26 protein-coding genes and 1 tRNA gene are annotated in these 26,167 nt (G+C 68.2%); 17 read left to right on the top strand and 10 right to left on the bottom strand.

What is annotated here, in order from left to right:
- Positions 1-175: 175 nt before the first annotated feature.
- The 5 genes from NQK81_RS10660 (at position 176) to NQK81_RS10640 (ending at position 4,393) form a co-directional block, all read left to right on the top strand.
- A complete protein-coding gene (locus NQK81_RS10660; RefSeq protein ID WP_016332714.1) occupies positions 176-463 on the top strand; it encodes an Rv0250c family protein in 288 nt (95 codons plus the stop codon).
- Positions 460-1,290, top strand: a complete 831-nt coding sequence (gene sdhC / locus NQK81_RS10655; protein WP_257488050.1) for a succinate dehydrogenase subunit SdhC — start codon at positions 460-462, stop codon at positions 1,288-1,290. Before NQK81_RS10660 ends, sdhC begins: the two co-directional genes overlap by 4 nt.
- Positions 1,291-1,341: 51 nt before the next feature.
- A complete protein-coding gene (locus tag NQK81_RS10650) occupies positions 1,342-3,258 on the top strand; it encodes a fumarate reductase/succinate dehydrogenase flavoprotein subunit (protein WP_257488049.1) in 1,917 nt (638 codons plus the stop codon).
- Positions 3,255-4,007, top strand: coding sequence for a succinate dehydrogenase/fumarate reductase iron-sulfur subunit (locus NQK81_RS10645; protein WP_192745572.1), 753 nt, complete (start codon positions 3,255-3,257; stop codon positions 4,005-4,007). Before NQK81_RS10650 ends, NQK81_RS10645 begins: the two co-directional genes overlap by 4 nt.
- A gap of 314 nt (positions 4,008-4,321) precedes the next feature.
- Positions 4,322-4,393 (top strand) — tRNA-Glu (locus NQK81_RS10640).
- A 147-nt stretch (positions 4,394-4,540) separates the two neighbouring features.
- Here NQK81_RS10640 and NQK81_RS10635 read toward each other — a convergent pair.
- The 5 genes from NQK81_RS10635 to NQK81_RS10615 all read right to left on the bottom strand — a co-directional run bounded on the left by NQK81_RS10635 (position 4,541) and on the right by NQK81_RS10615 (position 9,259).
- A complete protein-coding gene (locus NQK81_RS10635) occupies positions 4,541-4,984 on the bottom strand; it encodes a class I SAM-dependent methyltransferase (protein ID WP_257488048.1) in 444 nt (147 codons plus the stop codon).
- A 974-nt stretch (positions 4,985-5,958) separates the two neighbouring features.
- A complete protein-coding gene (locus tag NQK81_RS10630) occupies positions 5,959-6,828 on the bottom strand; it encodes an amino acid ABC transporter permease (RefSeq protein ID WP_257488047.1) in 870 nt (289 codons plus the stop codon).
- Positions 6,825-7,472 (bottom strand): amino acid ABC transporter permease, encoded by a 648-nt coding sequence (locus tag NQK81_RS10625; protein ID WP_257488046.1) that lies wholly within the window; start codon positions 7,470-7,472, stop codon positions 6,825-6,827. Before NQK81_RS10625 ends, NQK81_RS10630 begins: the two co-directional genes overlap by 4 nt.
- Before the next feature lie 84 nt (positions 7,473-7,556).
- A complete protein-coding gene (locus NQK81_RS10620; RefSeq protein ID WP_257488045.1) occupies positions 7,557-8,474 on the bottom strand; it encodes a glutamate ABC transporter substrate-binding protein in 918 nt (305 codons plus the stop codon).
- A 56-nt stretch (positions 8,475-8,530) separates the two neighbouring features.
- Positions 8,531-9,259: an amino acid ABC transporter ATP-binding protein gene (locus NQK81_RS10615; protein ID WP_199745481.1), complete on the bottom strand. Its 729-nt coding sequence runs from the start codon at positions 9,257-9,259 to the stop codon at positions 8,531-8,533.
- Between the two features lie 397 nt (positions 9,260-9,656).
- On the opposite strand from NQK81_RS10615, the gene NQK81_RS10610 reads away from it, so the two are divergent.
- Together NQK81_RS10610 and NQK81_RS10605 are read left to right on the top strand one after the other, a co-directional pair.
- Entirely contained in the window at positions 9,657-10,346 is a 690-nt protein-coding gene (locus tag NQK81_RS10610; RefSeq protein WP_185927233.1) for a response regulator transcription factor, read from the top strand.
- A gap of 4 nt (positions 10,347-10,350) precedes the next feature.
- Positions 10,351-11,748: a sensor histidine kinase gene (locus NQK81_RS10605; protein WP_257488044.1), complete on the top strand. Its 1,398-nt coding sequence runs from the start codon at positions 10,351-10,353 to the stop codon at positions 11,746-11,748.
- Here NQK81_RS10605 and NQK81_RS10600 read toward each other — a convergent pair.
- Positions 11,738-12,649 (bottom strand): TAXI family TRAP transporter solute-binding subunit, encoded by a 912-nt coding sequence (locus tag NQK81_RS10600; RefSeq protein WP_257488043.1) that lies wholly within the window; start codon positions 12,647-12,649, stop codon positions 11,738-11,740. The genes NQK81_RS10605 and NQK81_RS10600 overlap by 11 nt on opposite strands.
- A gap of 16 nt (positions 12,650-12,665) precedes the next feature.
- Here NQK81_RS10600 and miaB point away from each other — a divergent pair, with 16 nt between their 5' ends.
- Entirely contained in the window at positions 12,666-14,180 is a 1,515-nt protein-coding gene (miaB, locus tag NQK81_RS10595; RefSeq protein ID WP_257489734.1) for a tRNA (N6-isopentenyl adenosine(37)-C2)-methylthiotransferase MiaB, read from the top strand.
- The gene (locus NQK81_RS10590) at positions 14,177-14,638 is read left to right on the top strand and encodes an Rv2732c family membrane protein (RefSeq protein WP_126734924.1); all 462 of its coding nucleotides are present in this window, start codon (positions 14,177-14,179) and stop codon (positions 14,636-14,638) included. Before miaB ends, NQK81_RS10590 begins: the two co-directional genes overlap by 4 nt.
- Here the strand turns inward: NQK81_RS10590 and NQK81_RS10585 are convergent.
- Together NQK81_RS10585 and NQK81_RS10580 are read right to left on the bottom strand one after the other, a co-directional pair.
- Entirely contained in the window at positions 14,635-15,087 is a 453-nt protein-coding gene (locus tag NQK81_RS10585; RefSeq protein ID WP_192745565.1) for a hypothetical protein, read from the bottom strand. The genes NQK81_RS10590 and NQK81_RS10585 overlap by 4 nt on opposite strands.
- Positions 15,088-15,313: 226 nt before the next feature.
- A complete protein-coding gene (locus tag NQK81_RS10580; RefSeq protein WP_192745564.1) occupies positions 15,314-16,627 on the bottom strand; it encodes a DUF349 domain-containing protein in 1,314 nt (437 codons plus the stop codon).
- Between the two features lie 235 nt (positions 16,628-16,862).
- Between NQK81_RS10580 and NQK81_RS10575 the strand changes: the two genes are divergently transcribed.
- Genes NQK81_RS10575 through dapF form a run of 3 tightly spaced genes read left to right on the top strand, consistent with a single transcriptional unit; the run spans position 16,863 to position 19,286 of the window.
- Positions 16,863-17,552, top strand: coding sequence for a class III extradiol dioxygenase subunit B-like domain-containing protein (locus NQK81_RS10575; protein ID WP_257488042.1), 690 nt, complete (start codon positions 16,863-16,865; stop codon positions 17,550-17,552).
- On the top strand, positions 17,549-18,451 hold the full coding sequence (gene miaA, locus NQK81_RS10570; RefSeq protein ID WP_257488041.1) for a tRNA (adenosine(37)-N6)-dimethylallyltransferase MiaA: 903 nt from the start codon (positions 17,549-17,551) through the stop codon (positions 18,449-18,451). Before NQK81_RS10575 ends, miaA begins: the two co-directional genes overlap by 4 nt.
- Before the next feature lie 10 nt (positions 18,452-18,461).
- Positions 18,462-19,286, top strand: a complete 825-nt coding sequence (gene dapF, locus NQK81_RS10565; RefSeq protein ID WP_257488040.1) for a diaminopimelate epimerase — start codon at positions 18,462-18,464, stop codon at positions 19,284-19,286.
- On the opposite strand, the gene NQK81_RS10560 is transcribed toward dapF, so the two are convergent.
- Positions 19,283-20,527, bottom strand: a complete 1,245-nt coding sequence (locus NQK81_RS10560) for an MFS transporter (RefSeq protein WP_257488039.1) — start codon at positions 20,525-20,527, stop codon at positions 19,283-19,285. The two genes, dapF and NQK81_RS10560, sit on opposite strands and share 4 nt — an antisense overlap.
- Before the next feature lie 61 nt (positions 20,528-20,588).
- Between NQK81_RS10560 and NQK81_RS10555 the strand changes: the two genes are divergently transcribed.
- From NQK81_RS10555 to NQK81_RS10545, 3 genes are all read left to right on the top strand, one after another.
- The gene (locus NQK81_RS10555) at positions 20,589-21,086 is read left to right on the top strand and encodes an ArsR/SmtB family transcription factor (protein WP_257488038.1); all 498 of its coding nucleotides are present in this window, start codon (positions 20,589-20,591) and stop codon (positions 21,084-21,086) included.
- A gap of 43 nt (positions 21,087-21,129) precedes the next feature.
- Positions 21,130-22,560: a GTPase HflX gene (hflX, locus tag NQK81_RS10550; protein WP_126734917.1), complete on the top strand. Its 1,431-nt coding sequence runs from the start codon at positions 21,130-21,132 to the stop codon at positions 22,558-22,560.
- A gap of 191 nt (positions 22,561-22,751) precedes the next feature.
- Positions 22,752-23,765: an SdiA-regulated/phytase-like domain-containing protein gene (locus NQK81_RS10545; RefSeq protein WP_257488037.1), complete on the top strand. Its 1,014-nt coding sequence runs from the start codon at positions 22,752-22,754 to the stop codon at positions 23,763-23,765.
- A gap of 75 nt (positions 23,766-23,840) precedes the next feature.
- Here the strand turns inward: NQK81_RS10545 and lexA are convergent, their stop codons facing one another.
- Positions 23,841-24,557, bottom strand: coding sequence for a transcriptional repressor LexA (gene lexA / locus NQK81_RS10540; protein WP_126734914.1), 717 nt, complete (start codon positions 24,555-24,557; stop codon positions 23,841-23,843).
- Positions 24,558-24,874: 317 nt separating this feature from the next.
- Here lexA and NQK81_RS10535 point away from each other — a divergent pair, with 317 nt between their 5' ends.
- Positions 24,875-25,369 carry a LysM peptidoglycan-binding domain-containing protein gene (locus NQK81_RS10535; RefSeq protein WP_257488036.1) on the top strand — a complete coding sequence of 165 codons (495 nt, stop codon included), beginning with the start codon at positions 24,875-24,877 and terminating at the stop codon, positions 25,367-25,369.
- A 297-nt stretch (positions 25,370-25,666) separates the two neighbouring features.
- Entirely contained in the window at positions 25,667-26,155 is a 489-nt protein-coding gene (gene nrdR / locus NQK81_RS10530) for a transcriptional regulator NrdR (RefSeq protein WP_034311932.1), read from the top strand.
- The last annotated feature ends 12 nt before the right edge of the window (positions 26,156-26,167 follow it).

Here is a 26,167-nt window from a genome sequence, read left to right as displayed (position 1 = left end):
GAAAGCCCGAATCAAAATCGATACAGAAGATCGACTCGCGTGACCTCCGTCACGTCATTAGGTTCCACTGTGCTACTTGTCACATTGCACAACGCGCGGCAGAGTCGAGACGGCGAGGAATCGCTGGCCTTCGAAGGCTCAAGCGGCCAACCGAACCGACCATCGGGAGGTACCGATGTCCACCACAGAGATCGCCGAGCTTCGGCGAGCCATCGGTCAGTTGAGGCAGTGCGTCGGCGCGCTGCGATCCCGATACGGCGACGCCTCGGCGGTACGGCGCCTGGCGAACGACGTCGAGCGCCTCGACATCGACGCGACCGACCTCGACACGACCCCGAACGCGGTACCCGCCCAGGCGAAGGCCGCCGACCGGGTCCAAGTTCCCGACACGCCCTACGACCCGGCGCTCTGGCAAGGCGCCGATGACGAAGGCGTCGGCGGCTACAAGCGCGACCAGCGGTGAGCGCCCCCGCCGGCAACGAGGCCGGACGGGGTACGGGGGTCCGCGCACCGTCGCGGGCCCGGATCGCCGAAAAAACGCTGCGCACCGACCGGTGGTGGCTGTCCCCGCTGCTGACCGTCCTCGGCCTCTCCGCCTTCATCATCTACGCGACGATCAGGTCCTTCGTGCGCACCGCCTACTGGGTGCCCGAGTACCACTACCTGACGCCGTTCTATTCGCCCTGCGTCTCGGAATCCTGCGTCGAAGGCTCCCGGCATTTCGGCGCCTGGTTCGGCGAACTGCCGGGGTTCATCCCGCTCGGCTTCCTTGTCCTGCCGTTCCTGCTGGGCTTCCGGTTGACCTGCTACTACTACCGCAAGGCCTACTACCGGGCCGTCTGGTTCTCGCCGCCCGCCTGCGCGGTCGCCGAACCGCACGCGAAGTACACCGGTGAGACGCGGCTGCCGCTGATCATCCAGAACGCCCACCGCTACTTCTTCTACGTGGCCGTGGTCGTCTCGCTGGTCAACACCTACGACGCGATCACCGCGTTCCACGGCAAGACCGGAGGATTCGGCTTCGGGCTCGGCAACATCGTGCTGCTCGGCAACGTGATCCTGTTGTGGGCGTACACGCTGTCGTGCCACTCGTGCCGCCACGTGACCGGCGGCAGGCTCAAGCACTTCTCCAAACATCCGGTGCGCTACTGGATCTGGACCCAGGTGACGAAGCTCAACACCCGGCACATGGCGCTGGCGTGGACGACGCTCGGCACGCTCATGCTGACCGACCTCTACGTGATGCTCGTGGCGAGCGGCGCGATTTCGGATCTGCGGTTCATCAACTAGCGGCGCGGGAATCTCCCGTCCCCGGCGACAAGCTTCGAGGTGGCTCTTTTCATGACCGAGGTCGAACGGCTCAACTACGACGTGGTGGTGATCGGTGCCGGCGGTGCCGGTCTCCGCGCGGTCATCGAAGCCCGTGAACGCGGCTTCAGCGTCGCGGTGGTGTGCAAATCGCTCTTCGGCAAGGCGCATACGGTGATGGCCGAAGGCGGTTGCGCGGCGTCGATGGGCAACGCGAACTCGAACGACAACTGGCAGGTGCACTTCCGCGACACCATGCGCGGCGGGAAGTTCCTCAACAACTGGCGGATGGCCGAACTCCACGCCAAGGAGGCGCCGGACCGGGTCTGGGAGCTGGAGACCTACGGCGCCCTGTTCGACCGCACCGCCGACGGCCGGATCAGCCAGCGCAACTTCGGCGGGCACACGTACCCGCGGCTCGCGCACGTCGGCGACCGCACCGGCCTCGAACTGATCCGCACGATGCAGCAGAAAATCGTTTCGCTGCAACAAGAGGACTTCAAGGAGACCGGTGACTACGAGGCGAGGATCAAGGTCTTCGCCGAATGCACGATCACCGAACTGCTGACCGACGATGGCCGGATCTCGGGCGCCTTCGGGTACTGGCGCGAGAGCGGCCGGTTCATCCTGTTCGAGTCGCCGGCGGTGGTGCTCGCCACCGGCGGCATCGGGAAGTCGTTCAAGGTCACCTCGAACTCGTGGGAGTACACCGGTGACGGCCACGCGCTGGCGTTGCGGGCCGGGGCGAAGCTCATCAACATGGAGTTCGTCCAGTTCCACCCGACAGGCATGGTCTGGCCGCCGAGTGTGAAGGGGATCCTGGTCACCGAAGGTGTCCGCGGTGACGGCGGGGTCCTCAAGAACACCGAGGACAAGCGGTTCATGTTCGAGTACGTCCCCGAGGTCTTCAAGGGGCAGTACGCGGACAGCGAGGAAGAAGCCGACCGCTGGTACACCGACGCCGACAACAACCGGCGCACCCCGGATCTGCTGCCGCGGGACGAGGTGGCACGCGCGATCAACTCCGAGGTCAAGGCCGGCCGGGGATCACCGCACGGCGGGGTCTTCCTCGACATCGCCAGCAGGCTGCCCGCGGAGGAGATCCGCAAGCGGCTGCCGTCGATGTACCACCAGTTCAAGGAACTCGCCGACGTCGACATCACCAAGGAGCCGATGGAAGTCGGCCCCACCTGTCACTACGTGATGGGCGGAATCGAGGTCGACCCGGATACCGCGTCGTCGAGCGTGCCGGGGCTGTTCGCCGCTGGGGAGTGCTCGGGCGGGATGCACGGCTCGAACCGGCTCGGCGGCAACTCGCTGTCGGATCTGCTGGTCTTCGGCCGTCGGGCGGGCCTCGGCGCCGCGTCCTACGTGTCGGAACTGAAGGACCGCCCCAAGGTCAGTCAGTCCGATGTGGACGCCGCCGCGGCGATGGCGCTCGCGCCGTTCGACCCGCCTGGTGACGGCGTCGAGGAGAATCCGTACAGCCTGCACACCGAGTTGCAGCAGTCGATGAACGATCTGGTCGGCATCATCCGCAAGGCGGAGGAGATCGAGCGGGCGCTGGAGAAGCTCGGGGAACTACGCGAGCGGATCAAGCGGGTCACCGTCGAAGGGCACCGGCAGTTCAACCCCGGCTGGCATCTCGCCGTCGACCTGCGGAACATGCTGATGGTCAGCGAATGCGTGGCGCGGGCCGCGCTGATGCGGACCGAGAGCCGGGGCGGGCACACGCGGGACGACCACCCGGGCATGGACGCCCAGTGGCGCAACAAACTCCTGGTCTGCTCGGCCACACCGGGCGACAACCCGGTGGTGCCGGAGATCGGCATCGAGGTCAAGGAACAGACCCCGCTGCGGCAGGACCTGCTGGAGCTTTTCGAACTGTCCGAGCTGGGGAAGTACTACACCGACGAAGAACTGGCCTCGCACCCCGGGAGTCCGGCATGAGCTACAAGGCGAGTTTCCGGGTCTGGCGCGGTGACGCCGATTCGGGTGAGCTGCAGGACTACAGCGTCGAGGTCAACGAGGGCGAGGTCGTCCTCGACATCATCCACCGGTTGCAGGCCACCCAGGCCTCGGATCTGGCGGTGCGGTGGAACTGCAAGGCGGGCAAATGCGGTTCGTGCTCGGCGGAGATCAACGGCAAACCGCGGCTGCTGTGCATGACCCGGATGTCGACCTTCACCGAGGACGAGGTCATCACCGTGACGCCGATGCGGACGTTCCCGGTGATCCGCGACCTGGTGACCGATGTGTCGTTCAACTACACGAAGGCCCGCGAAATCCCGTCGTTCACGCCGCCCCCTGACCTCAAGCCGGGGGAGTACCGGATGCAGCAGGTGGACGTCGAGCGCTCGCAGGAGTTCCGCAAGTGCATCGAGTGCTTCCTGTGCCAGAACACCTGCCACGTGGTGCGTGACCACGAGGAGAACAAGGAGGCCTTCGCCGGCCCCCGGTACCTGATGCGGATCGCCGAACTCGAAATGCACCCCCTCGACGTCGCCGATCGGCGTGACGAGGCGCAGGAGGAGCACGGGCTCGGGTACTGCAACATCACCAAGTGCTGCTCGGACGTGTGCCCGGAGGGCATCCACATCACCGACAACGCGCTGATCCCGATGAAGGAACGCGTTGCGGACCGGAAGTACGACCCCATCGTGTGGCTGGGGAACAAGCTGTTCCGGCGGGACAAGTAGTCAGCTCTCGTGAGTGGCGATTCGGGTTCTAACCCGAATCGCCACTCACGAGCTAAATCGGTTGCCGCCGCCCCTATGCCTGTCGCACACTTACCGCACACCGACCAAGGAGGCCACATGACGCGACGTTGTTACGCCATGTTCCCTGGTATGGAAGAGAAACACGGCTCCGCGCCGCCGTCCTAACAGGACGTCGCACACGTGGAGCCGCCCTTCGGGAAACCGAACCGGGCGGCTCTTTCTTTTCGGTGACCCTGATTTCTGGAACGAAGCAGTCCGGTGCGCGGCGCGCGCCGGACTGTGTTCCAGGCCAAGGCGCGTTGGTCCAGCGGAAGGGATACCGGGTTTTCACCCCGGTGACGTGGGTTCGACTCCCACACGCGCTACGCCCCGGCACGGCGGGGAAACCTGTTCCGTCGTACCGGTGCGGCGGTGTGGGGTCCGTGCGTCCCATACCGCCAGACGCGCACGGTCCGGCGACCGGCCGGGATTCATAGCCCCGGCCAGCCTGGCTCGACACCAGGGTGCGCGACTCAGCCCACTTTACGGGCAGTGTGCACGTCGCCGCTTTCGTGGCGGCGCAGGACGATGTCCTGGAAACCGTTGCCCCGCAGGCCTTCTTCCAGGTTGAGCCCGTTCGTGGCGACGACCACCAGCAGACCGCCCGTCACCAGGCTCGCGGCGACGCGACCGAGATGGGCGGGGGATTCCAGGAAGGCCAGGACGACGTCGAAGGTGCCCATCACCGGCAGCCTGGCGAGCTGGTGGACCTCGTACGAAATCCCGACGGGGTCGCGTTCCTCTTCGCGTTGCGCGACCGCGATCGACGTCTGGTCCGCGTCGACGCCGACCACGCGGCGAGCGCCTTTGCCGCGGAGCAGGCGGGGGTAGCGGCCATCGCCGCACCCGACGACCAGGACCGACCTGCCCGCCAGGTCCGGCAGCGCTTCGAGCAGCGTCGCGGCCTGGTCCGCCATACGGCCGACGTTAGCCGACCTTCTGCTACGTCAACACGCCCGATTGGCGGATTAAACTACGGGAGTTTGTCTCCTGTCGGTCGCGACGGGGAGAGGACTTACATACAGTCGGTCGGACAGTCGCAAGCCGGTCTCGCGACGATCGAGGCCAGCGCGTCTTCCGATGGTCGGTTGACCGGACACGCGGGTATCTCTCGTCGATGCGTCAAATCTTGGGAAGCTACACTGGAGTACCCAGAGTCTATTTATGGTTGCCGTCGAAGTAATAGGCATATTCTTCGAATAAATCTCATGAAGAGTGTTTTCAGTCATTTATTCGTTGTTATGGCGTGAACTTGGTGAGGGTGGTCGAAATTCTGTTCCGATGTCACCCGGTAGGACGCTTATGCGAGCACTCATCCTTGTAATATGCTGACGTTGTCGGTGGGGGATGCGGCGACATTTGATGCAGTGGTGAATGATTGCTATGCCCTGGCGAATATTCGAAGTTGCCTATTATTGGTGCACGCCTGAGGGTGAGGGGATGGTTAGGTTGCATAATCTTTTAAAAAGGGCTGCCATTGTGACGGTCGCAACCGCGGCTGCGTTGATTATCTCCGGTGGGACGGCGTTGGTCGGAGGATCGGGCTCAGTGGCGCTTGCGGCAGGACATGCGCCGAAATACCTTATGCCAGGCACCGTTAATGGTGGCCTTTACTCCAAGGTTAGCTATTGCCTGAACGTTGGAAGGGAGAATGTGGCGAGCGGCAACTATCTTGAGTATATCTGCCACTATGAGCCGTTCCAGGGGCAGCCGATGTGGCACCTCAATTTGCGGCCCAGGTAAATTGCCGCTCTGAAGGCAAATGTGCTTTCATTGGCCGCAGTCAGGATGTAAGCAGGAGCCAGGCTCCGGCAAGTCGAACAAGCGGAAGGCCCCTCGATGACCATCGAGGGGCCTTCCGGCGAAGCATGGCGCGCAGGCTATGCCTGCTTCAGGCAGAAGCTGCGGCTCCAAGCCCGGTCTCCTCGACCTTCTTTTCGTCCAGGTCGATGTGCTTCTTGCTGCGCCGGTTGCGCTTCTCCAGGTACGTCGCCAGCGCCGTCAGCAGCAGGCACAGGCAGATGTAGATACCGGTCGCGACCAGCGTCGACGGCACGATCGGCCTGCCGAATTCGCCCTGCGTGCCGATGTAGCGCGCGTAGTACAGCAGTTCCTGGAACGTGATGATGAAGCCCAGCGCGGTGTCCTTCAGGAGCACTACCAGCTGACTGATGATGGTCGGCAGCATCGCCCGGATCGCCTGCGGCAACAGGACGGTGAACATCACCTGGGTCTTGCGCATGCCCAGGGCGTACGCCGCCTCCGCCTGGCCCTTCGGCAGAGCCTCGATGCCCGCACGGAAGACCTCTGCGAGCACCGAGCCGTTGTACAGCGTCAGACCGAAGACGACACCGAGGAACGGGGTCATCGGGACGCCGACGGCCGGAAGACCGAAGTAGAACAGGAACATCAGGATCAGCGCTGGGATGGCGCGGAAGAACTCCACGATCGCGCCAGAGATGCGCCGGATCCAGGCATGGTCGGAGAGCCGTCCGGCCGCGAAGACCGCACCGAAGATCAGCGCGAGAACCGCTGCCGTCGCGAACGCGCGGAGCGTTTCCAGCACCGCGTTCAGCAGGTCGATCTGGACCTGCTGGTACTGCAGCCATTCCCACTTGCGCGCGTCGAACTGGCCGGTGTCGTAGAACCGGTAGACGACGAACGCGAGGAACGCGGCGATGGCGAGGACACCGATGCCCGCGTAGATCCGGTGGCGCATCCGGGCCTTGGGGCCAGGGACGTCGAACAGGACACTGCTCATCGGGCCACGCTCCAGCGCTTCTCCAGGCTCCGCTGGATGAGAGAAAGTACGGCGACGAGGATGATGAAGCCCAGGGCGACCCACAGCAGGCCGATCAACTGGTTGTCACCCCGCTCCGAGAGGTAGGACCGGATCGCGCCAGCCTCGGCGACCGAGAAGCCCGCGGCGATCGTGGTGTTCTTCAGCAACGCGATCAGGGTGCTGATCATCGGCGGCGCCACGGAGCGCAGCGCCTGGGGCAGGACGATCTGGCCGAGGATCTGGCCGAACGTCAGCCCGAGCGCGCGTCCGGCTTCGGCCTGGCCGACCGGGACCGTGTTGATGCCCGACCGGACGACCTCGCAGATGAACGCCGAGGTGTACACGGTCAGCGCGACGACCGCGGCGGTGAAGAAGCTGAGCTTGACGATGTCCAGCAACGGGTACGCGAACACGAAGAACGCGAACACCAGGGTCAGCGGGGTGTTGCGGATAAGGGTCACGTAGGTCGTTCCCGCGGCGCGGAACGCCAGGACCGGACTTACCCGCAGCATCGCCAGGATCGTGCCGAGGATCAGGCTGCCGACCGCCGACCAGAGGAACAGTTCGATCGTGGTGAGGAAGAACGGACCGTAGAGATCCAGGTTGTCGAGCAGGACGTTCATGGAGCCTTTCCCCGCTGCCGTCGACTGGAGGTGGGTGTGGAGCGGCCGGTGAACCCGTCACGGGTCCACCGGCCGCTGGTTACATCAGTACTTCTGCAGGGTGGGCTTCTGCGCCGCCGAACCCGACTTGCCAAGGGTGGCGTCGTAGATCTTCTGCCAGGTGCCGTCGTCCAGCGCCTTCTGCAGGGTGTCGTTGATCTTGTCGCGAAGGACCTTGTCGTCCTTGTTCAGGCCGATGCCGTACGGCTCCTTCGAGAAGGTCTTGCCGACGACCTTGAAGCTCTCGGAGTCCTCCGAAGCGAAGCCCTTCAGGATCGCGTCGTCGGTGGTGACCGCGTCGACCTCCTTGGTGCTGAGCTTCTCGACGCACTGCGAGTACTTCTGGAACTCGACGATGTTGCCGGGCTCGGTCAGGCCCTGGTCGCGGACGCGCTGGATCGGGGTCGAACCGGTGACCGAACAGACCTTCTTGCCCTTCAGGGTCTCCGGGCCGGTGATCGTCGACTCGTCCTTGCGCACCAGCAGGTCCTGGCCGGCCTCGAAGTACGGGCCGGCGAAGGAGATCTGGGCCTTGCGCTTTTCGGTGATGGTGTAGGTGCCGACGTAGTAGCTGACGTCACCGTTCACGATGGCCTGCTCACGGGCTCCGGAGTCGACCGTCTTGAAGGTGATCTTGTCCTCGCCGAAACCGAGGCTCGCGGCGACGAGCTTCGCGATCTCGATGTCGAAACCGGTGAACTTGCCGCTCGTCGGGTCCTTCTTGCCGAGACCGGGCTGGTCGTCCTTGACGCCCAGGGTCAGCTTGCCGTCGGCCTTGATCTTGGCGAAGACCGGGGAGCCCGCGAGGTCGACGTTCGACGCCACCGTGTACTGGGGCAGCTGAGCGCCGGCGTTCGCGCCGTCGGAGCTGCCGCCCGGCGAGCTGGGCGTGCCCTCCTTGCCACAAGCGGTCAGTGCGAGACTGCCGACGAGCAGTCCCACCGCAAGGGTGCGGATCCTCATGTGAACCTCTCCTGTTTCTTCCGTCGATGCGGCACGAGCCCGCGCCGCGGAAACGCTCAGTGGGTCAGGATCTTGCCGAGGAAGTCCTTGGCGCGATCCGTCTTCGGCTTGGTGAAGAACTCGTCCGGGGTGGAGTCCTCGACGATCTCGCCGTCGGACATGAACACCACCCGGTTCGCCGCGCGCCGCGCGAAGCCCATCTCGTGGGTGACGACGAGCATCGTCATCCCGTCCTTGGCGAGCGTGGTCATCACGTCGAGGACCTCCTGGACCATCTCCGGGTCCAGCGCCGAGGTCGGCTCGTCGAACAGCATCACCTTGGGGCGCATGGCCAGCGCGCGGGCGATCGCCACCCGCTGCTGCTGCCCGCCGGAAAGCTGCGCCGGGTACTTGCCTGCCTGGTTGGCGATGCCGACGCGTTCGAGCAGGTCCATCGCGGTCTTGCGGGCCTCGGCCGTGTTGACCTTGCGGACCTTCATCGGCGCGAGCATGACGTTCTCGAGGATCGTCTTGTGCGCGAACAGGTTGAACGACTGGAACACCATGCCGACGTCGGCACGCAGCGCGGCCAGCGCCTTTCCTTCGGCGGGCAGCGGAACGCCGTCCACCGCGATCTCACCGGAGTTGATGGGTTCCAGCCGGTTGATCGCCCGGCACAGCGTCGACTTGCCAGACCCGGACGGCCCGAGCACGACCACGACCTGCCCGCGCGGCACCTCGAGGTTGATCTCCTTGAGCACGTGCAGGTCGCCGAAGTACTTGTTCACGGCGGCCGCCTTGATCATCGGCGCCGCCACCTCCGCGGTCATCTGGCCTCCAGGAGCGTTCGTTTGCAGGGGACTGCGGGGTCAGGCACCACGCGATGGCGGAAACCTACTCCCGTCGGACCGCTTGTAAAGACGGCTTGACCAATACTTAGGGTTTCAAGTCCGTATCGTTCTCAAGCCACCGGACGGCCCCGGTCCACCTCCGTCCGGCGCTGATCAGCCTAGACAAAGCGGGGGTGTCTCGTAACCGGGGTCACACGAGATCTGTGACGCATCGTGACCATTACCGGGTGCAGTGGGTCCCTCACAGGTCCATCCGGCCCAGCGGTACGGGCAGCGCGAGAGGTGACTCACCCCATAGAGTCGTTCTTCAAGTCGTCGCGGTGGCGGTGACGGCGTGAAAGGGAAAACACGGGTGCGGGTACTGCTGGTGGAGGACGACGACCGGGTCGCGGGTGCCCTGACGCCCGCGCTGACCCGGCGCGGCCTGACGATCAAACGCCTCGCCTCCGGCGCCGGGGTGCTCGATCTGGTGCACGAGGTCGACGTCGTGCTGCTCGATCTCGGGCTCCCCGACATCGACGGGATCGTGCTGTGCCGCCGGATCCGCGCGGTCAGCGACGTCGCGGTGATCGTCGTTTCGGCGCGGGGCGAGGTCGACGACCGGATCCAGGGGCTGCGGTCCGGCGCCGACGACTACCTCGTCAAGCCCTACGACGTCGACGAACTGGTCGCCCGCGTCGAGGCCGTGCGCCGTCGCCGCGGGGAACGGCCCGCCGCGCCCGAACCGCCGGGCGTCATTCGGGCGGGTGACGTCTCGGTCGATATCGGGCGCCACGAGGTGCAGGTCGACGGACAGCCGGTTTCGTTGTCCCGCAAGGAATTCCAGGTGCTCGCGCTGGTGGTCACCGCCCGCGGCGCGGTCTGCGCCCGTGATCACGTGCTGAACGAGGTCTGGGGGCACCGCGGCCCGGCGGAGAGCCGGTCGCTCGACGTCCACGTCGCCACCCTGCGGACCAAACTGGGCAGGCCCGCGCTGATCGAGACCGTCCGCGGCGTCGGATACCGCCTCGGCGGCGCCTACGGTCCGGCGGAAGAGGGCTGAGCCGGTGCGCGTCCGGCTCCAGGCGATCGTGCTGACGCTGGTCGCGGCGCTCGTGTTCGGCCTCGGCATCCCGCTCGCGCTCAGCGTGGCGGCCAGTGTGCAGCTCGACCTCTTCCTCGACCGCCTCACCGACACCTCCCGGTTCGCGTCGCTGGCGCAGCGACCGCTGGTGGAGAACCGGCCGGACCTCATCGTGGACGAGCTCCACCGCTACACCGAGGTCTACGACGTGCCGGTGGCGATCGTCGACCAGGACGGCGAGGCCGTGGCCGGCGGGCCCGGCGAAGTGGGGATCGAGCTCAAGGACCCCGTCATCGCCTCCCATCTGCAGCAGGCGCTGGCCGGGCGGCGTTCGGAACCCGGGCCGCTGCTGATGCCGTGGAACACCGAGCCGCTGATCCTGGCCGAGCCGATCCTCATCGACGGCGAGGTGCGGGGCGCGGTCATCACCGTCTCCTCTACCGCCAAGGCCCGCACCGAACTGCTGTGGTGGTGGCTGCTCATCGCGGCGGGCGCGGTGCTGGCGTTCGGGCTCGCGCTGCTGGTCGCGGTGCCGGTGGTGCGCTGGATCCTGCGGCCGGTCCGGCGGCTCGACGACGCCACCGGCGAACTGGTCGCCTCCGTGGTCAGCGGCCGCGAGGTCAAACGGGTGGGGGAGACCGGCGGGCCGCCGGAACTGCGGCAGCTCGAACGGTCCTTCGACCGGATGGCCGCCAGCGTCGACGAGGCGCTGTCGGCGCAGCGCGCGTTCGTCGCCGACGCCTCCCATCAGCTGCGGAACCCGTTGACCGCGTTGAAGATCCGGCTCGGCAACCTCGACGGCCACGTCGACGACGACCTCGCCGCGGCCGACCTCGAAGCCGCCGTCGTCGACGCGCGACGGCTCAACCAGATCCTCGACGAACTCCTCTCGCTGGCCCGCGCCGAGGCCTCGGGCGGCGAACTGGTGCCGGTCGGTCTCGACGAGGTCGTCGGCGCCCGGGTCGCCGACTGGACGGTGGTCGGCGCGGCACGCGACATCACGCTGGTGGCGACCGGGCTGGGCGGCGGGCTGCGGGTGCTCACCCCGGCCCGCGGCCTCGAAGTGGTCCTCGACGCGCTGCTGGACAACGCGCTCAAGTTCACCGAGCCGGGCACCGAGGTGCGCGTGGACGTCACCACCGCGGACGGGAAGGTCGACATCGCCGTCCGCGACCACGGCCCCGGCCTGCGCGAAGACGAGCTGGACCGCGCGGCGGACCGGTTCTGGCGCAGCGCCGCGCATCAGAACGTGCCCGGATCCGGCCTCGGCCTGGCGATCGTCACCGAGATCCTGGCCCGATCGGACGGTTCGCTGCGGCTCGGTTCACCCGAAGGCGGGGGCCTTCAGGTGACCGTGACCCTGCCGGTCGTCAGTCCTTGAGCGATCTGAAGTAGCGCAGCGCGCCCGGGTGCAGCGGCAGTGGAGAGGTCTCGATCGCGGGGTGGATGTCGATCGACAACGCCGCGCCCGCCGCCTTGACCAGCTGGTCCCGCGCGTCGAACAGCCCGCGCACGAGCGCCTCGGCGACGTCGTCGCGCATCGACGTCGGCACCACCAGGAAGTTCGGCAGCACGAGCGTGGTCACCGGCGACGGCAGGTTGTAGGCCGTCACCGGGATCGTCGCCGTCCGGTACACCGGGCTGGTGGCGCGCAGCGCGTCGGCGAGATCGGTGATGTCGAGCAGCCGCAGGCCGACCGTGTGCACCTTCTCGGTGATCGACGGCGTCGGCAGGCCACCCGACCAGATGACGGCGTCGATCTGCCGGTTCTCCAGCGCGGGCAGCGCCTCGGGGAGACCGAGATTGCGCCGGTCGATCGCGCCGGTCAGCCCCGACGCCTTCAGCAGCTGCTTAGACAGGAACTCGACACCCGAATCCGGCGAACCGATCGCGACCTTGTGCCCGCGCAGCTGCGCGAACGACTTGATCGACGAGTCGGCGCGGACGATGACGTGCAGATAGTCGTCGTGCACCCGGGCCAGCGCGGCCAGCCCGGCGGTGTCGTCGGCGGCCACGTCGGCCGCCACGAACGCGACGTCGGCCTTCCCCGCCCGCACCCGTCCGACGTTGTCGGGCGAGCCCTGGGTCTCCTGGATCACCGGCCGCTCGGTGTCCAGTTGCGCGGCCCACGCGTCGGCCAGCGCCTCGGCCAGTTTGTCGTAGACGCCGCCGTTGAGCCCCGCCGCGATCCGCACCTTCGTCCCGGAGAGATCGGGCCCGCACCCGGTGACCAGGGCACAGACCACGGCGAGCACCACCGCGAGCACCCCTGGTCTCCTCATGAGGGTCGATCGTGCCATGGAACCCCGCCCGCGTACCCTCGAAGGCGAGATGAGCGCGCGCACTTACCAGATCCGCACCTTCGGCTGCCAGATGAACGTGCATGACTCCGAACGTCTTGCCGGGCAGCTCGAGGACGCCGGCTACGTTCCGGGTGACGGCGAGGCCACACCCGACCTGATCGTGTTCAACACCTGCGCGGTGCGGGAGAACGCGGACAACAAGCTGTACGGCACCCTCGGCCATCTGCGCCCGCAGAAGACGGCGAAGCCGGACATGCAGATCGCCGTCGGCGGCTGCCTCGCCCAGAAGGACCGCGGCGAGATCGTCAAGCGCGCGCCCTGGGTCGACGTCGTCTTCGGCACGCACAACATCGGTTCGCTGCCGACGCTGCTGGAGCGCGCGCGGCACAACGCCGAGGCCGAGGTCGAGATCCTCGAATCGCTCGAGACCTTCCCTTCGACGCTCCCGGCGAAGCGCGATTCGGCGTACGCGGGCTGGGTGTCGATCTCGGTCGGCTGCAACAACACCTGCACCTTCTGCATCGTCCCGGCGCTGCGCGGGAAGGAACGCGACCGCCGCCCCGGCGAGATCCTCGCCGAGGTCGAGGCGCTCGTCGCCGAAGGCGTACTGGAAGTGACCCTCCTGGGCCAGAACGTGAACTCCTACGGCGTCGAATTCGGCGACCGGCTCGCGTTCGGGAAGCTGCTGCGCGCCTGCGGTTCGGTGGACGGGCTGGAACGCGTCCGGTTCACCTCGCCGCATCCGGCTGCGTTCACCGAGGACGTCATCGACGCGATGGCCGAGACGCCGAACGTGTGCCACCAGCTGCACATGCCGCTGCAGTCCGGTTCGGACAAGGTGCTGCGCGAGATGAAGCGGTCCTACCGTTCCGCGCGCTACCTCAAGATCCTCGACCGCGTGCGCGAGTCGATGCCCGACGCCGCGATCACGACCGACATCATCGTCGGCTTCCCCGGCGAGACCGAGGAAGATTTCCAGGCGACGCTCGACGTCGTCGCGCAGGCGCGGTTCTCCAGCGCGTTCACCTTCCAGTACTCGATCCGGCCGGGCACGCCGGCCGCCGAGATGGACGGGCAGCTGCCGAAGGAGGTCGTGCAGGAGCGCTACGAACGGCTCGTGAAGCTGCAGAACGACATCTCCTGGGAAGAGAACAAGAAGATCGTCGGACGGCGCGTCGAGCTGCTGGTGGCTTCCGGTGAGGGCCGCAAGGACACCGAGACCCAGCGCATGAGCGGCCGCGCCCGGGACGGCAGGCTCGTCCACTTCACGCCGACCGGACCGCTCGTGGACCGTTCGGTACGGCCCGGCGACGTCGTCGAGACCGTGGTGACCTACGGCGCGCCGCACCATCTCGTCGCCGACGGCGACCTGCTGTCGCACCGCCGCACCAAGGCGGGCGACAACTCCGAGGCCGGGCTGCGGCCGAAGACCAACGGCGTGACGCTGGGCCTGCCGGGCTTCGGTGCCCCGGCCGTCACGCCGGAACCGGTGAGCGGGTGTGCACTGTGACCGAACCGAAGATCGACGAACTCGCCGCCGAGATCGACGAGGTCGGCGAACGTGCGGCCAAGACGATCGAACTGGGCAGGCGCGGGTTCACCATCGCCGTGCTGGTGTTCGTGCTGCTGGTCGCCCAGCTGCTGCCCTGGGTCGGCGAGCACGCCGGCTGGGAGGTGCTGCTCGGCAAGGGCGGCGGGATCCCGCAGTTGTTCGCCGCGACCTCCACCGGGGTCGGGGTGTTCGTCTCCGCCGTCACGCTGGTGACCCGGCGCTGGTGGCTGGCCTGGGTCTGCGCCGCGGGCGGCTGGTTCGCCTCCGTCGACGGAATGCTCGCGATCTGGTCCCAGCAGTCCTCGAACGCGACCGGCGCGGTCGGTGGCGGTCCGGGCTTCGGGCTGATCGTCGCCTGGATCGCCACCGTCGCGCTGGCCATCTACTGGATGCGGGCCGCGTTCTCGCGAAGCTAGCCGACCCGCAGGGTGAGGTTGCTGGACGTGTACGCGCTCGCGTAGAGCGTCGTTTCCGGGTGGTAGGCCCTCAGCGTGACCACCGCGCTGAAGGAGAAGCTCAGCTTCAGGGAGAACGTCGAGTTGGGCCGGCAGGTCGTGTCGGCGATGTTCACCCAGACACTGCCCTGAAGCTGCTGCACGATGATCGCTTCGAGGCTGTCCGTGCCGTCGGCGCCTTCCTGTGCCTGCAGAGTCCCCTTGAGGGTGACCTTCTCGTTGACCTTGACCTGCTTCTTGCTGAGCGAGGCGTCGAGCTTGACCTTCTTCTTACCGGCTTCGGAGGAGGCCGGGAGCGGTGCCGGGGAACCGGTCGCCGCCGCGGCCGGGGCGAGCCCGGCCACCAGAGCACAACTGATCGCCAGGGCGGCGAACGCCCGGCGTACTGGGGGAATCAGTGTCTGGTTCATGATCGAAGTCGACCACGGTTGAGCGCGGAGAGCGCTCGAATACGCGCGAACGTGCGACGCGTCCCTCCACAGTGGAGTGACCCGCCCAGTGTTGCGAAAGCCGCTTTCGCAACCTTCAACGTTGTGAAAGTGGCTTTCGCAACACGCCGCCCCCTCTCGCCAAGCGCGTGAAGGCCCCCTTCCCTCGGCTCAGCCGAGGGAAGGGGGCCTTCACGCGCTTTGAGACCTACCGGTCCGCGATGGCCGCTTCCGCCGCCTCGAGCCACTCACGCCACTGCGCGGCCTGCTCGTCCGCCTTCTTCGCGCGCCGCTCGTCGCCCGCCGCACGCGCCTTCGCCGCCTGCGACTCGAACTGCTCGACCCGCTCGCGGAACTGCGCCGCCCTGGCCTGCGCCTCCGGGTCGGTCCGGCGCCACTTGCTGTCCTCGGCCGCCTTGATCGCGTCCTGCACGGCCTTCAGCCGCCCGTCCAGTTCGCGGATGCGCTCGCGCGGGACCTTGCCGATCTCGTCCCACTGGTCCTGGATGCGCCGCATGTGCTGCTTCGCCGCGTCGAGGTTGGCCGCCGGGTCGATCTTCTCGGCCTCGACGAGCAGCTCTTCCTTCTGCTGCGCGTTGGTCGCGAATTCGGCGTCCCGCTCGGAGAACACCGCGGACCGCCGGGCGAAGAACTTGTCCTGCGCCGCGCGGAACCGCTGCCAGAGCGCCTCGTCGCTGTCCTTGGGGGCGCGGCCGGCGGCCTTCCACTCGGTCATCAGGTCCTTGTAGCGGCCCGCCGTCTCGCCCCAGTCCGACGACTCCGACAGCGCTTCGGCCTCGGCGATCAGCTCTTCCTTGCGGTGCTTGGCGCCCGCGCGCTGCTTGTCGAGCTCGGCGAAATGCGAGCCACGACGCCGGTTGAACGCCTCACGGGCCTTGGAGAACCGCTTCCACAGCTCGTCGTCGGTCTTGCGGTCGACCCCCTTGACGGTCTTCCACTCGTCCAGGATGGCGCGCAGCCGGTCGCCGGCGGCCTTCCACTGGGTCGACTCGGCGGCGAGCTTCTCGGCCTCGTCGGCGAGGGCCTGCTTGCGGACGACGGCGGCCGCGCGGGCCTCCTCGCGCTCCTGCTTGGCCGCGGCCAGTGCCTTCTCGGCGTGGGAGATGACCTGCTCGATGCGGCCGCTCAGCGCGGCGATGTCGCCGACGACGGCGGCTTCGGCCAGGCCGTCACGCAGCTGCGTGGCCGTCGCCAGGGCGTGCTTCGGATCGCCCGCGCCGGACTCCAGCCGCGTCTCCAGCAGCTCGACCTCGGTGCGCAGGTCGTCGAAGCGGCGCGCGTAATGGAGCAGGCCCTCGTCCGGGCTCCCGGCCTGCCAGACACCGACCGCGCGCTCGCCGTCGGGTGTGGTGACGTAGACCGTTCCTTCTTCGTCGACCCTGCCCCAAGCGGACGGGCTGGGCTCGGCGGGCGGCACGGGGGGTGCGGGGTGCCCGCCACCGAGCGCGTGCGGTACCGGGTGCGGTGCCGGGGTACCGGTGGACGTGTTCTCCTGGGCCATCGCAGGCTCCTTATCGCCTGTACGCCCGCTGGCGCGGGCGCCCCGCCTAGCGGCGGGGCCGGGTAATGCGTTGCCGTCTTGCTTCGGGGGCTTCAACCCCTTGCGGCATTCAAGCAGCTCAGCGTCCACCGTGGAACCGGATGAACCACCAGAGGGCAGTGATCCTACTTCCGGTGGACCCCCTGTGTCGGTCGGTTGCGGGCCCTCGTTGGCGGGGAAGGTAACGTCGGCGGCCGTGATCCGCCGTGTCGCCGTGCTCCCGCAACCCCCGCTGCTCATCCCCGAACTCGCCGCCGGAGCCGCGGACGAGTGCGCCGAGCTGCGCGAAGCCTGCCTCACCGCCGCGAGGCGCCTGACGGCCGTTTCGCCGGATTGGGTCGTCGTCGGCGCGGCCGCGGGGGCGCCCGAGGTGCCGGAGCACGCGAGCGGGTCTTTCCGAGGTTTCGGCGTCGACCTCGGAGTCTCACTCAGCCGGGTGACGGCACCCGAGACCGAGCTGCCGTTGCCCGCGCTCGTCGCCGGCTGGCTTCGTGAGCATTGCGGCGCGTCGTCCGCCCGAGTCCACCTCGTCGACCCCGCCGCCCCCTCCGACCAGTGCGAACAGTTCGCCCGCAGGCTGGGGGAGCACGCCGCGGTGCTCTTCCTCGGCGACGGTTCGAGCCGGCACGGCCCGCGTTCCCCCGGCGGCGAGGACGAGCGCGCGGGGGATTTCGACGCCGGGATCCGGGACGCGCTGGCCAAGGCCGACACGGGGGCGCTGTCCGCGCTCGACCCGGCCCTGGCGGCCGAACTCGGGGCGGGCGGCCGCGCGCCCTGGCAGGTTCTCGCCGGGCTCGCGGCGGACGGGGACTGGACCGCCGAGGTCCTCTACTCCGCCGCGCCGTTCGGCGTCGGCTACCACGTCGCGGTCTGGGACCACGCGTGATCCGGCCGGTCGCGGTCGTCGGGCCCACGGCGACCGGGAAGACCGCGCTGGCGGTCGAGCTGGCCCTCACCCTCGGGGGTGAGGTGGTCAACGCGGACGCGTTGCAGCTGTACCGCGGGATGGACATCGGGACGGCCAAGGCGACCCTCGAAGAGCGGCGGGGCGTGCCGCATCACCTGCTGGACGTCCTCGACGTCACCGAGACGGCGTCCGTCGCCGCGTACCAGCGCGACGCGCGTCAGCGCATCGAAGAACTCCTCGACGCCGGACGCGTGCCGATCCTCACCGGCGGGTCGGGTCTCTACGTCCAAGCCGTGCTCGACGACCTCAAGTTCCCGGGCACCGATCCGGAGGTGCGCGCCCGGCTGACCGCCGAGGCCGACGAAATCGGCGTCGCCGCGATGCACGCCCGGCTCACGGAACTCGACCCCGTGGCCGCCACCGCCATCCTGCCGACCAACAGCCGCCGGATCGTGCGCGCGCTGGAGGTCATCGAGATCACCGGCGAACCGTTCTCGGCGAACCTGCCGAAACCGGGGCCCGCGCGCTACGACACGGTCCTGATCGGCATCGACCGCGAGCCTGCCGAGCTCGACGCCCGCGTCGATCGTCGCGTGGAGCTCATGTTCGAAGGAGGACTCGTCGACGAGGTCCGGACGTTGCTGGGCCAGGGGCTTCGCGACGGGCTCACCGCATCGAGGGCGCTGGGCTACCAGCAGGTGATCGCCGCCATCGACGGCGACGGCGATTTCCAGGCCGCGTCCGAGGCCACCGCGCAGGCCACCCGGAGGTTCGTGCGGAGGCAACGTTCCTGGTTCCGGCGGGACAAGCGGATCCAGTGGTTCGACGGCGGTTCGGAGCGGCTGGCCGAGCGCGTCCTCGAAGCGACGGCCCAGTAATCTTGGGGCCATGGGCGGCATCGAATTCCTTAAGGGACACGGCACACAGAACGATTTCGTGCTGCTTCCCGACCCCGACGGCCGCCTCGAGCTGACCGAAGCGCGGGTGGCGGCGCTGTGCGACCGTCAGCGTGGTCTCGGCGCCGACGGTGTGCTCCGGATCGTGCGGTCGGCCGCACTGGGTGTCGAGTCCGGCGGCGAATGGTTCATGGACTACCGCAACGCCGACGGGTCCATCGCGGAGATGTGCGGCAACGGTGTCCGGGTCTTCGTCCGTCATCTGGTCGATTCCGGCCTCGTGTCCGAGCGCGACTTCGTCATCGGCACCCGCGCCGGCGACCGGCCGGTCCAGATGCACGCGGACGGATCGGTGACCGTGCAGATGGGGCCGGCGACGATCACCGGTACCTCGGTCACCGTGGTCGCGGGGCAGCCGTTCTCCGGTGTCGCGGTGAACGTCGGCAATCCGCACCTGGTGTCGGTCGTCGAGGACGACGTCGACGTGCTGGATCTGCGCGACCAGCCCGACTTCGACTCCGACGTGTTCCCGGAAGGCGTGAACCTCGAGTTCATCAACCTGCTGGGCGACGACGCGCTGAAGATGCGCGTCCACGAACGCGGCGTCGGCGAGACGCGGTCCTGCGGCACCGGCACGGTCGCCGCGGTCGCCGCCGCGCTGCACCTCGCCGGAACCGACACCGGTGAGGCGACCGTCGACATCCCCGGCGGTCGCGTGGTGGTCGAGGTCCACCGCGGTGGGTCCACGCTGACCGGACCGGCGGAGATCGTCGCGCGCGGCGAACTCGACGGAACCTGGTGGGCCGGGCTCGGTTAGCCGACCGCGATCGGCTCCCTGGGAAGGTCGCGAAGCTTCCGGATCGGCGAGAAGACCACCCACAGCATCGCGACCGCCTCTCCGGCCGCGGCGAACCACAGCGTTCCCCGGATCCCGATCGCCTCACCCAGCACGCCGCCGACCAGCCCGCCCAGCGGCAGCATGCCCCACACCACGAAGCGCACGCTGGCGTTCATGCGGCCGAGCAGCCGGTCCGGGCAGACGGCCTGCCGGTAGGACACCTGCGCGACGTTGTAGACGATGATCCCGAACCCCGCGATCGCCAGCGCCGCGGGGAACAGCACGATCCGCCAGCCCGGCGCGGCGAGCGGAAGCAGCAGCTGGAACGGCCAGGTGAGCAGCGGGACGAACCAGATCGAGCGGGCCTGCCCGATCCGCCGGGTGATGCGCCCGGCCAGGATCGCCCCGATGATCCCGCCCACGCCACCGGTCGCCAGCACGACGCCGACGACCGCCGGTGACAGGCCTAGTTCCCGGTTCAGGAACAGGATCTGCACGGCGGTGAAGGCGCCGTTGGCCAGATTGGCCGTCGCGGTGCAGGCGACGATCGCTCGCAGCGCGCTGTCGGTGAAGACGAACCGCAGTCCTTCGACGATCTGGGGGAGCAGCTTCGCGTCTTCCTGCTGCTCGGGAACCTCTTCGACGGTGCGGATCCGCAGCAGGCACAGCGCGGAGGTCAGGAAACCCACGCCGGTCATCAGCACGGCGTTGGCCGCGCCCGCCAGCTGCACGAGCCCGCCGCCGACCCCCGGCCCGGTCAGGAACGCGACCGACTGGCTGGCCTGGAGTTTCGCGTTGCCTTCGAGCAGGTGTTCCCGGCCGACCAGCGACGGCAGATACGACTGGTAGGCGACGTCGAAGAACACCGTCGCGACCCCGACGAGCGTGGCGACCACGATCAACTGCGTCAGCGACAGCACGCCTGCCCACCAGGCGATCGGAATGGTGAGCAACAGCGCGGCGCGGACGAAGTCGGCCCGCAGCATCAGCGCCCGCCGCCGCATGCGGTCCACCCACACCCCGGCCGGCAACCCGATGATCAGGAACGCGATCGTCTCGGCGGCGGTCAGCAGCCCCATCTCGAACGGCGTCGCGGCCAGCACGGTGGCCGCGAGCAGGGGGATCACGGTGTGGCCCGCGAAAGCACCCAGCTGACTGGCCGTGTCACCGGCCCAGAGCCGCCGGAAGTCGGCGTGGAAGAAGAGTGAGTCCTTGCGCACTCCGCCACCCTGTCGTGAGTGATTGGAAAGTGTCAATCACTTTTCGCTCTAGGCTGTCCCGGTGCCCACTCCACGACGCGCCGCCACCAAGGCCGAGATCGCCGCCATGGCCTCCGGAATAAGGCTGCGCATCATCCGGTTGACCTACTCGGAGGCGCTGACCAACAAGGAACTCGCCGAACGGCTCGATCGCGACCCCGCGACGACGCTGCACCACGTGCGCAAGCTCGTCGACACCGGGTTCCTCGAAGCGCTCCCGCCGAGACGCGGCACGCGCGGCGCGAAAGAAATTCCGTATCGCTCGACCGGGTTGTCCTGGCATCTTGATTCCCGCGACAAGGGGATCGATCAGGCGATCTTCGAGGCCTACCTGGCCGAGATCGCCGACGTGGGATTCGACGAGGTGCAGCAGACGCGCCTGGTCGTCCAGGTACCGGACGAGCAGATCGCCGAGTTCGAAACACGGCTGATGGAGCTCGTAGACGACTTCATCGCCCGGCCTGCCGACCCGGACGCGAAACGCACGGCCATCTACCTGTCGAAGTATCCCAGCAGGTAATGAATTCGGTCCCGCCGCCGAAACGTGGGACCATGGAGGCACGATGACGGAACTGACACACAACGATCTGAACGACATGGACCCATCGACCGGCGAACTGGAGCTCGAGGACCGCGCCTCGCTCCGCCGGGTAGCGGGCCTGTCCACCGAACTCGCGGATGTCACCGAGGTCGAATACCGGCAGCTGCGCCTGGAGCGCGTCGTTCTGGTCGGTGTGTGGACCGAGGGCAGTGCCCTCCAGTCCGAAGCCTCGCTCGCCGAACTCGCCCGGCTGGCCGAAACGGCCGGCTCCGAGGTGCTGGAAGGCCTGGTGCAGCGGCGGATCCGCCCGGATCCCGCCACCTACATCGGCTCGGGCAAGGTCAAGGAACTGCGCCAGATCGTGGCGGCCACCGGCGCCGACACGGTGATCTGCGACGGGGAGCTCTCGCCCGGCCAGCTGCGTCAGCTGGAGGAGAAGGTCAAGGTGAAGGTCATCGACCGCACCGCCCTGATCCTCGACATCTTCGCGCAGCACGCCCGCTCCAAGGAGGGCAAGGCGCAGGTCGAGCTGGCCCAGCTGCAGTACCTGATCCCGCGGCTCCGCGGGTGGGGTGCGGCGCTGTCCCGGCAGGCCGGTGGCCGCGCGGGTGGCGCCAACGGTGGTGTGGGTCTGCGTGGTCCTGGTGAGACGAAGCTCGAAACCGACCGGCGGCGGATCAACAAGCGCGTGTCGAAACTGCGCCGCGAGATCGCCGCGATGGACACCATCCGCGAGACCAAACGCGGTCGACGGGTGGCCAACGAGGTGCCGAGCGTCGCGATCGTCGGCTACACCAACGCCGGCAAGTCGAGCCTGCTCAACGCGCTGACCGGCGCCGGGGTGCTGGTGGAGGACGCGCTGTTCGCCACGCTGGACCCGACGACCCGGCGGGCGCAGACCCCCGACGGCCGCACCTACACGCTGACCGACACCGTCGGTTTCGTCCGGCACCTGCCGCACCAGCTGGTGGACGCGTTCCGCTCGACGCTGGAGGAGGCGGCGAGCGCCGACCTGCTCGTGCACGTCGTCGACGGTTCCGACCCGACGCCGGAAGAGCAGGTCAACGCGGTGCGTGAAGTGCTCGCCGAGATCACGAAGCGCCGTTCCGAGCCGCTCCCGCCGGAGCTGCTGGTGATCAACAAGGCCGACGCCGCCGACGAGGTGTCACTGGCCCGGTTGCGGCACCAGCTGGCCGGTTCGGTGCAGGTGTCGGCGCGGACCGGCACCGGGATCACGGAGCTGGCCGAGGTGATCGCGGAGCGGCTGCCGAGGCCGGAGGTCGTGGTCGAGGTGCTGATCCCGTACTCGCGAGGCGAACTCGTCTCCCGTGCCCACGCCGATGGCGAGGTGCTGGAGGAAGAGCACGTCGAGACCGGTACGCGCCTGGTCGTCCGCGGCAGGCCCGAACTGGCCGCGGCGCTGAGCGACTTCCAGACGAACTCGGCTCTGTAAGCAAGTACGTGAAGGCCCCCTTCATTGCGTTGGACGCAGTGAAGGGGGCCTTCACGTACCTAGTGCCTGCTCGGCGCTGAAAGTGGCCTTCGCGACATTCCGCCCCATCTCGGCATCCGCACCGAACTGCGCGCCGCCCCGGACGTCTCCGTAGTGTGGGGCTTCAGGGGTTCCACGGTTCGGAGGTGGATGTGCGGGGGATTGTCGCGGCCGCGGTCGTGCTGGTGGCGTTCATCGGCGGGACGGCTCCCGCCATGGCGCAGGAGGCCCCGGCGCCGCAGCCGGTGTGCAAGAACAGCGAATCCCGGCTCGGTGAACTGTCCGGGCTGGTCTCCGACGGCGACCACCTGTACGCCCTCAACGACGGCGGCACCAAGACGCAGGTCTTCGTCCTCGGCCGCGACTGCAAGGTCCAGAAGGTCATCTCGGCCGCGACGGACCCTTACGACCCCGAAGACCTCGCCCGCACCGCCGACGGCACCTTCTGGCTTTCCGACACCGGCGACAACCGCAAGAAGCGGGACACGGTCGCGCTGATCTCGCTGACCCCCCAGGGCAAGGCCACGCTGCACCGGCTCACCTACCCCGACGGGCAGCACGACGTCGAAGCGCTGATCATGGACCGCTCCGGCACGCCGTACCTGATCACCAAGGACGTCTTCGGCGACGCGAAGGTGTACCGGCCGACGGGACCGCTCGCCAGCCCCGGCCCGACCCCGCTGGAGAGCGTGGGGTCGTTGCAGATCAAGGAGACCTCGACGCCGGGCGGACCCGTCGGGTCGATCGGGTCGATGACGGTGACCGGCGCGGCCTCGATGGCCGACGGCTCGGTGGTCGCGTTGCGTACCTACACCGACGCCTACCTCTACGCCGTCACCGACGGAGACCTCAAGAGCGCGCTGCAGCGCGAACCCGTGCGCGTGCCCTTGCCGAACGAGAAGCAGGGCGAGGCGATCGCCTTCGATCCGGACGGGACGCTGCTGTCCGGCGGGGAGGGCGTCGGGGAGCAGATCCGTGCGGTGAAGGGCGCGGCCGCGCTCGCCGTGGAAGCGGCGAAATCCGAGGGCAGCACGTCGGGCGGGACCTCCGCGGCCGGTGGCTCTGGCCAGGGGTCCGGCTTCCCGTACGTGCAGGTCGGGATCGCCGCGGTCGTCGTGATCGGCGGCCTTCTGCTGGTCGGCAGGCTGCGCAAGCGGCGCGCCTGACCGGGTGGCCTGCCGAAGCTGCCGAGTCTGACCCGGGTCGGATGACCCGGGATCCCGGCGTGCTCCGGCTCCGGACTACAGCCTGCGAAGAACGGCGACGACCTTGCCGAGGATCGTGGCGTCGTCACCCGGGATGGGGTCGTACGCCTCGTTGTGCGGCATCAGCCAGATGTGGCCGTCCTTGCGCTTGAACGTCTTGACCGTCGCCTCGCCGTCGATCATCGCCGCGACGATCTCGCCCGGATCCGCCGTGGGCTGCTGGCGCACGACGACCCAGTCGCCATCGGTGATGGCGGCGTCGACCATCGAGTCACCGGTGACGCTCAGCAGGAAGAGCTCACCCTCGCCGACGATCTCCCGCGGCAGCGGGAAGACGTCTTCGATCGCCTGCTCCGCCAGCACCGGCCCACCGGCGGCGATCCGGCCGACGAGCGGCACGTACGCGGCCTTCGCGGCGGACTGGGGCTGCTCGACGTCGATGCCCATCGGGTTGTCGTCCGTCGTGGCGAGCACTCCCACCGCACGCGGGCGGTTGGGGTCGCGTCGCAGATAACCCTTGCGCTGCAGGGCCTGCAACTGGTGCGACACCGACGAAGTGGAGGTCAGCCCGACCGCCTCGCCGATCTCACGCACACTCGGCGGGTAGCCGAACCGGCTCACCCACAGTTTGATCACGTCGAGCACCTGCTGCTGCCGCACGGTCAGGGTCTCGTCCACCTCGTAGACCTCGGGCAAGGCGCGCACCTTACCCGAGCCCCTAGGCGCGTTCCCCGCCTTGCTCTCCTTAGCCACCGTATCGCTCCTTCATCTCTGCGTCGCCTCCCAGTACGTCCGGTCGCCCGGACCGACTTCGCGTGTCTTCGCCGGTGGCGGACGATCTTCCCGCCCACGGCACCGGCGGCGTCCGCGCAGCAGACGCCCTGGTCAACGACGTTAGCCCGCCGGGACGACGATTTCAAACATCTGTTCGATGGACACGCCGTGTCGCTCGATTTTTGTCGGTGGGAGGTGGTACACATTCGCACGAGCGTTCGATAGAACGCCTGTTCGATCTTGATCGCCGGGTCCCGGCCCGGCGCGAGCGCAGCAGGAGTTGCGAGGAGGTTCCGATGTCGATTCTGGCCGATCGAGGACTGGTGCGGCCCAGTTCCCCCAGGTCCGTTCCGGCAGGGGTGACCCGGCCCGTGCGGGTGGTGCGTGGCGGGCGTGCCGAGCCCTTGCGCCCGCCGACCAGGGCGCGGGTCGTGGCGGGCCGCCGTCTCGGTGTCGCCACCGCCTCCCCGGCGTGCCCGGCGCCGCGGCGGCTCCCGCTCAGGTGGCCGTCGCTCGCCGCGATGGCCCTTCTCGTCGCCGGAGTCGTCACCGGATTGGGTCTGTTCTTGGCCGGTGTTCCCGGCGCCGCGGTGCCCGAACGGACCACGACGGTGTCCGTTTCCACGGGGGACACCCTGACGGAGCTGGCGGCGCGTTTCGCGCCAGGAAGTGACACTGGCGCGGTCGTCGCCAAGATCAAGGAGCTCAACTCCCTGGAAGACGCCGTTCTCGTCCCCGGATTGCCGCTCACGGTGCCGGTCGCGGCCGAGGTGGCGGAAGGCGGGAGGTGATCCTCGTGCCGTTCTCACCCCTCGTGGGTGAGCTCCTCGTTCGTGTCTGACGGACCCGGTCGTCGCGCTTGCGCGCGCCCGGACCTCGCCCTAGTCTCCACCGCTATATGTAGTAGTTACATGGCTGTAGTTGGTCCATAGCTTGGGGTAGACTCGGTACCAGTTGTCCACAGCTGGCCGGTGTTCACCCACCGGATGTCCACAGATCGATCCACATGTCGATCTTTCGCCGTTGCGTGGCGGCGGAACGGGCGTCCATTCGGGACCGGCCGGCGCGGAGGGGAAGGTGATCGGCGGATGAGGTGCCCGTTCTGCCGGCATGCGGACTCTCGGGTCGTCGACTCCCGAGAGGTGGATGAGGGTCAGGCGATCCGGCGGAGGCGCTCGTGCGCCGCTTGCGGCCGGCGCTTCACCACTTCGGAGACGATGGTGCTCGCCGTCGTCAAACGATCCGGGGTCACCGAGCAGTTCAGCCGGGACAAGGTGGTCCGGGGGGTGCGCCGCGCCTGTCAGGGCAGGCCGGTCGACGACGACGCGCTGCAGCAGCTCGCGCAGCGGGTCGAGGAGTCGATCCGGTCGGCGGGGCTGGCGGAGATCCCGAGTCACGAGGTCGGCCTGGCGATCCTGGGCCCCCTGCGCGAACTCGACGGCGTCGCCTATCTCCGGTTCGCCAGTGTCTACCGCTCCTTCTCCTCGGTCGAGGACTTCGAGAAGGAGATCTCGGACCTTCGTGAGGCCATGGCTGCCACACCGGACGAGAGCGATCAAGACGCGAAAGACGGCTGATGCCGCCTCCCG

The organism is Amycolatopsis roodepoortensis (assembly GCF_024628825.1).
In the GTDB taxonomy this organism is placed as follows: domain Bacteria; phylum Actinomycetota; class Actinomycetes; order Mycobacteriales; family Pseudonocardiaceae; genus Amycolatopsis; species Amycolatopsis roodepoortensis.
This window is presented reverse-complemented; position numbering and strand designations above follow the sequence as displayed.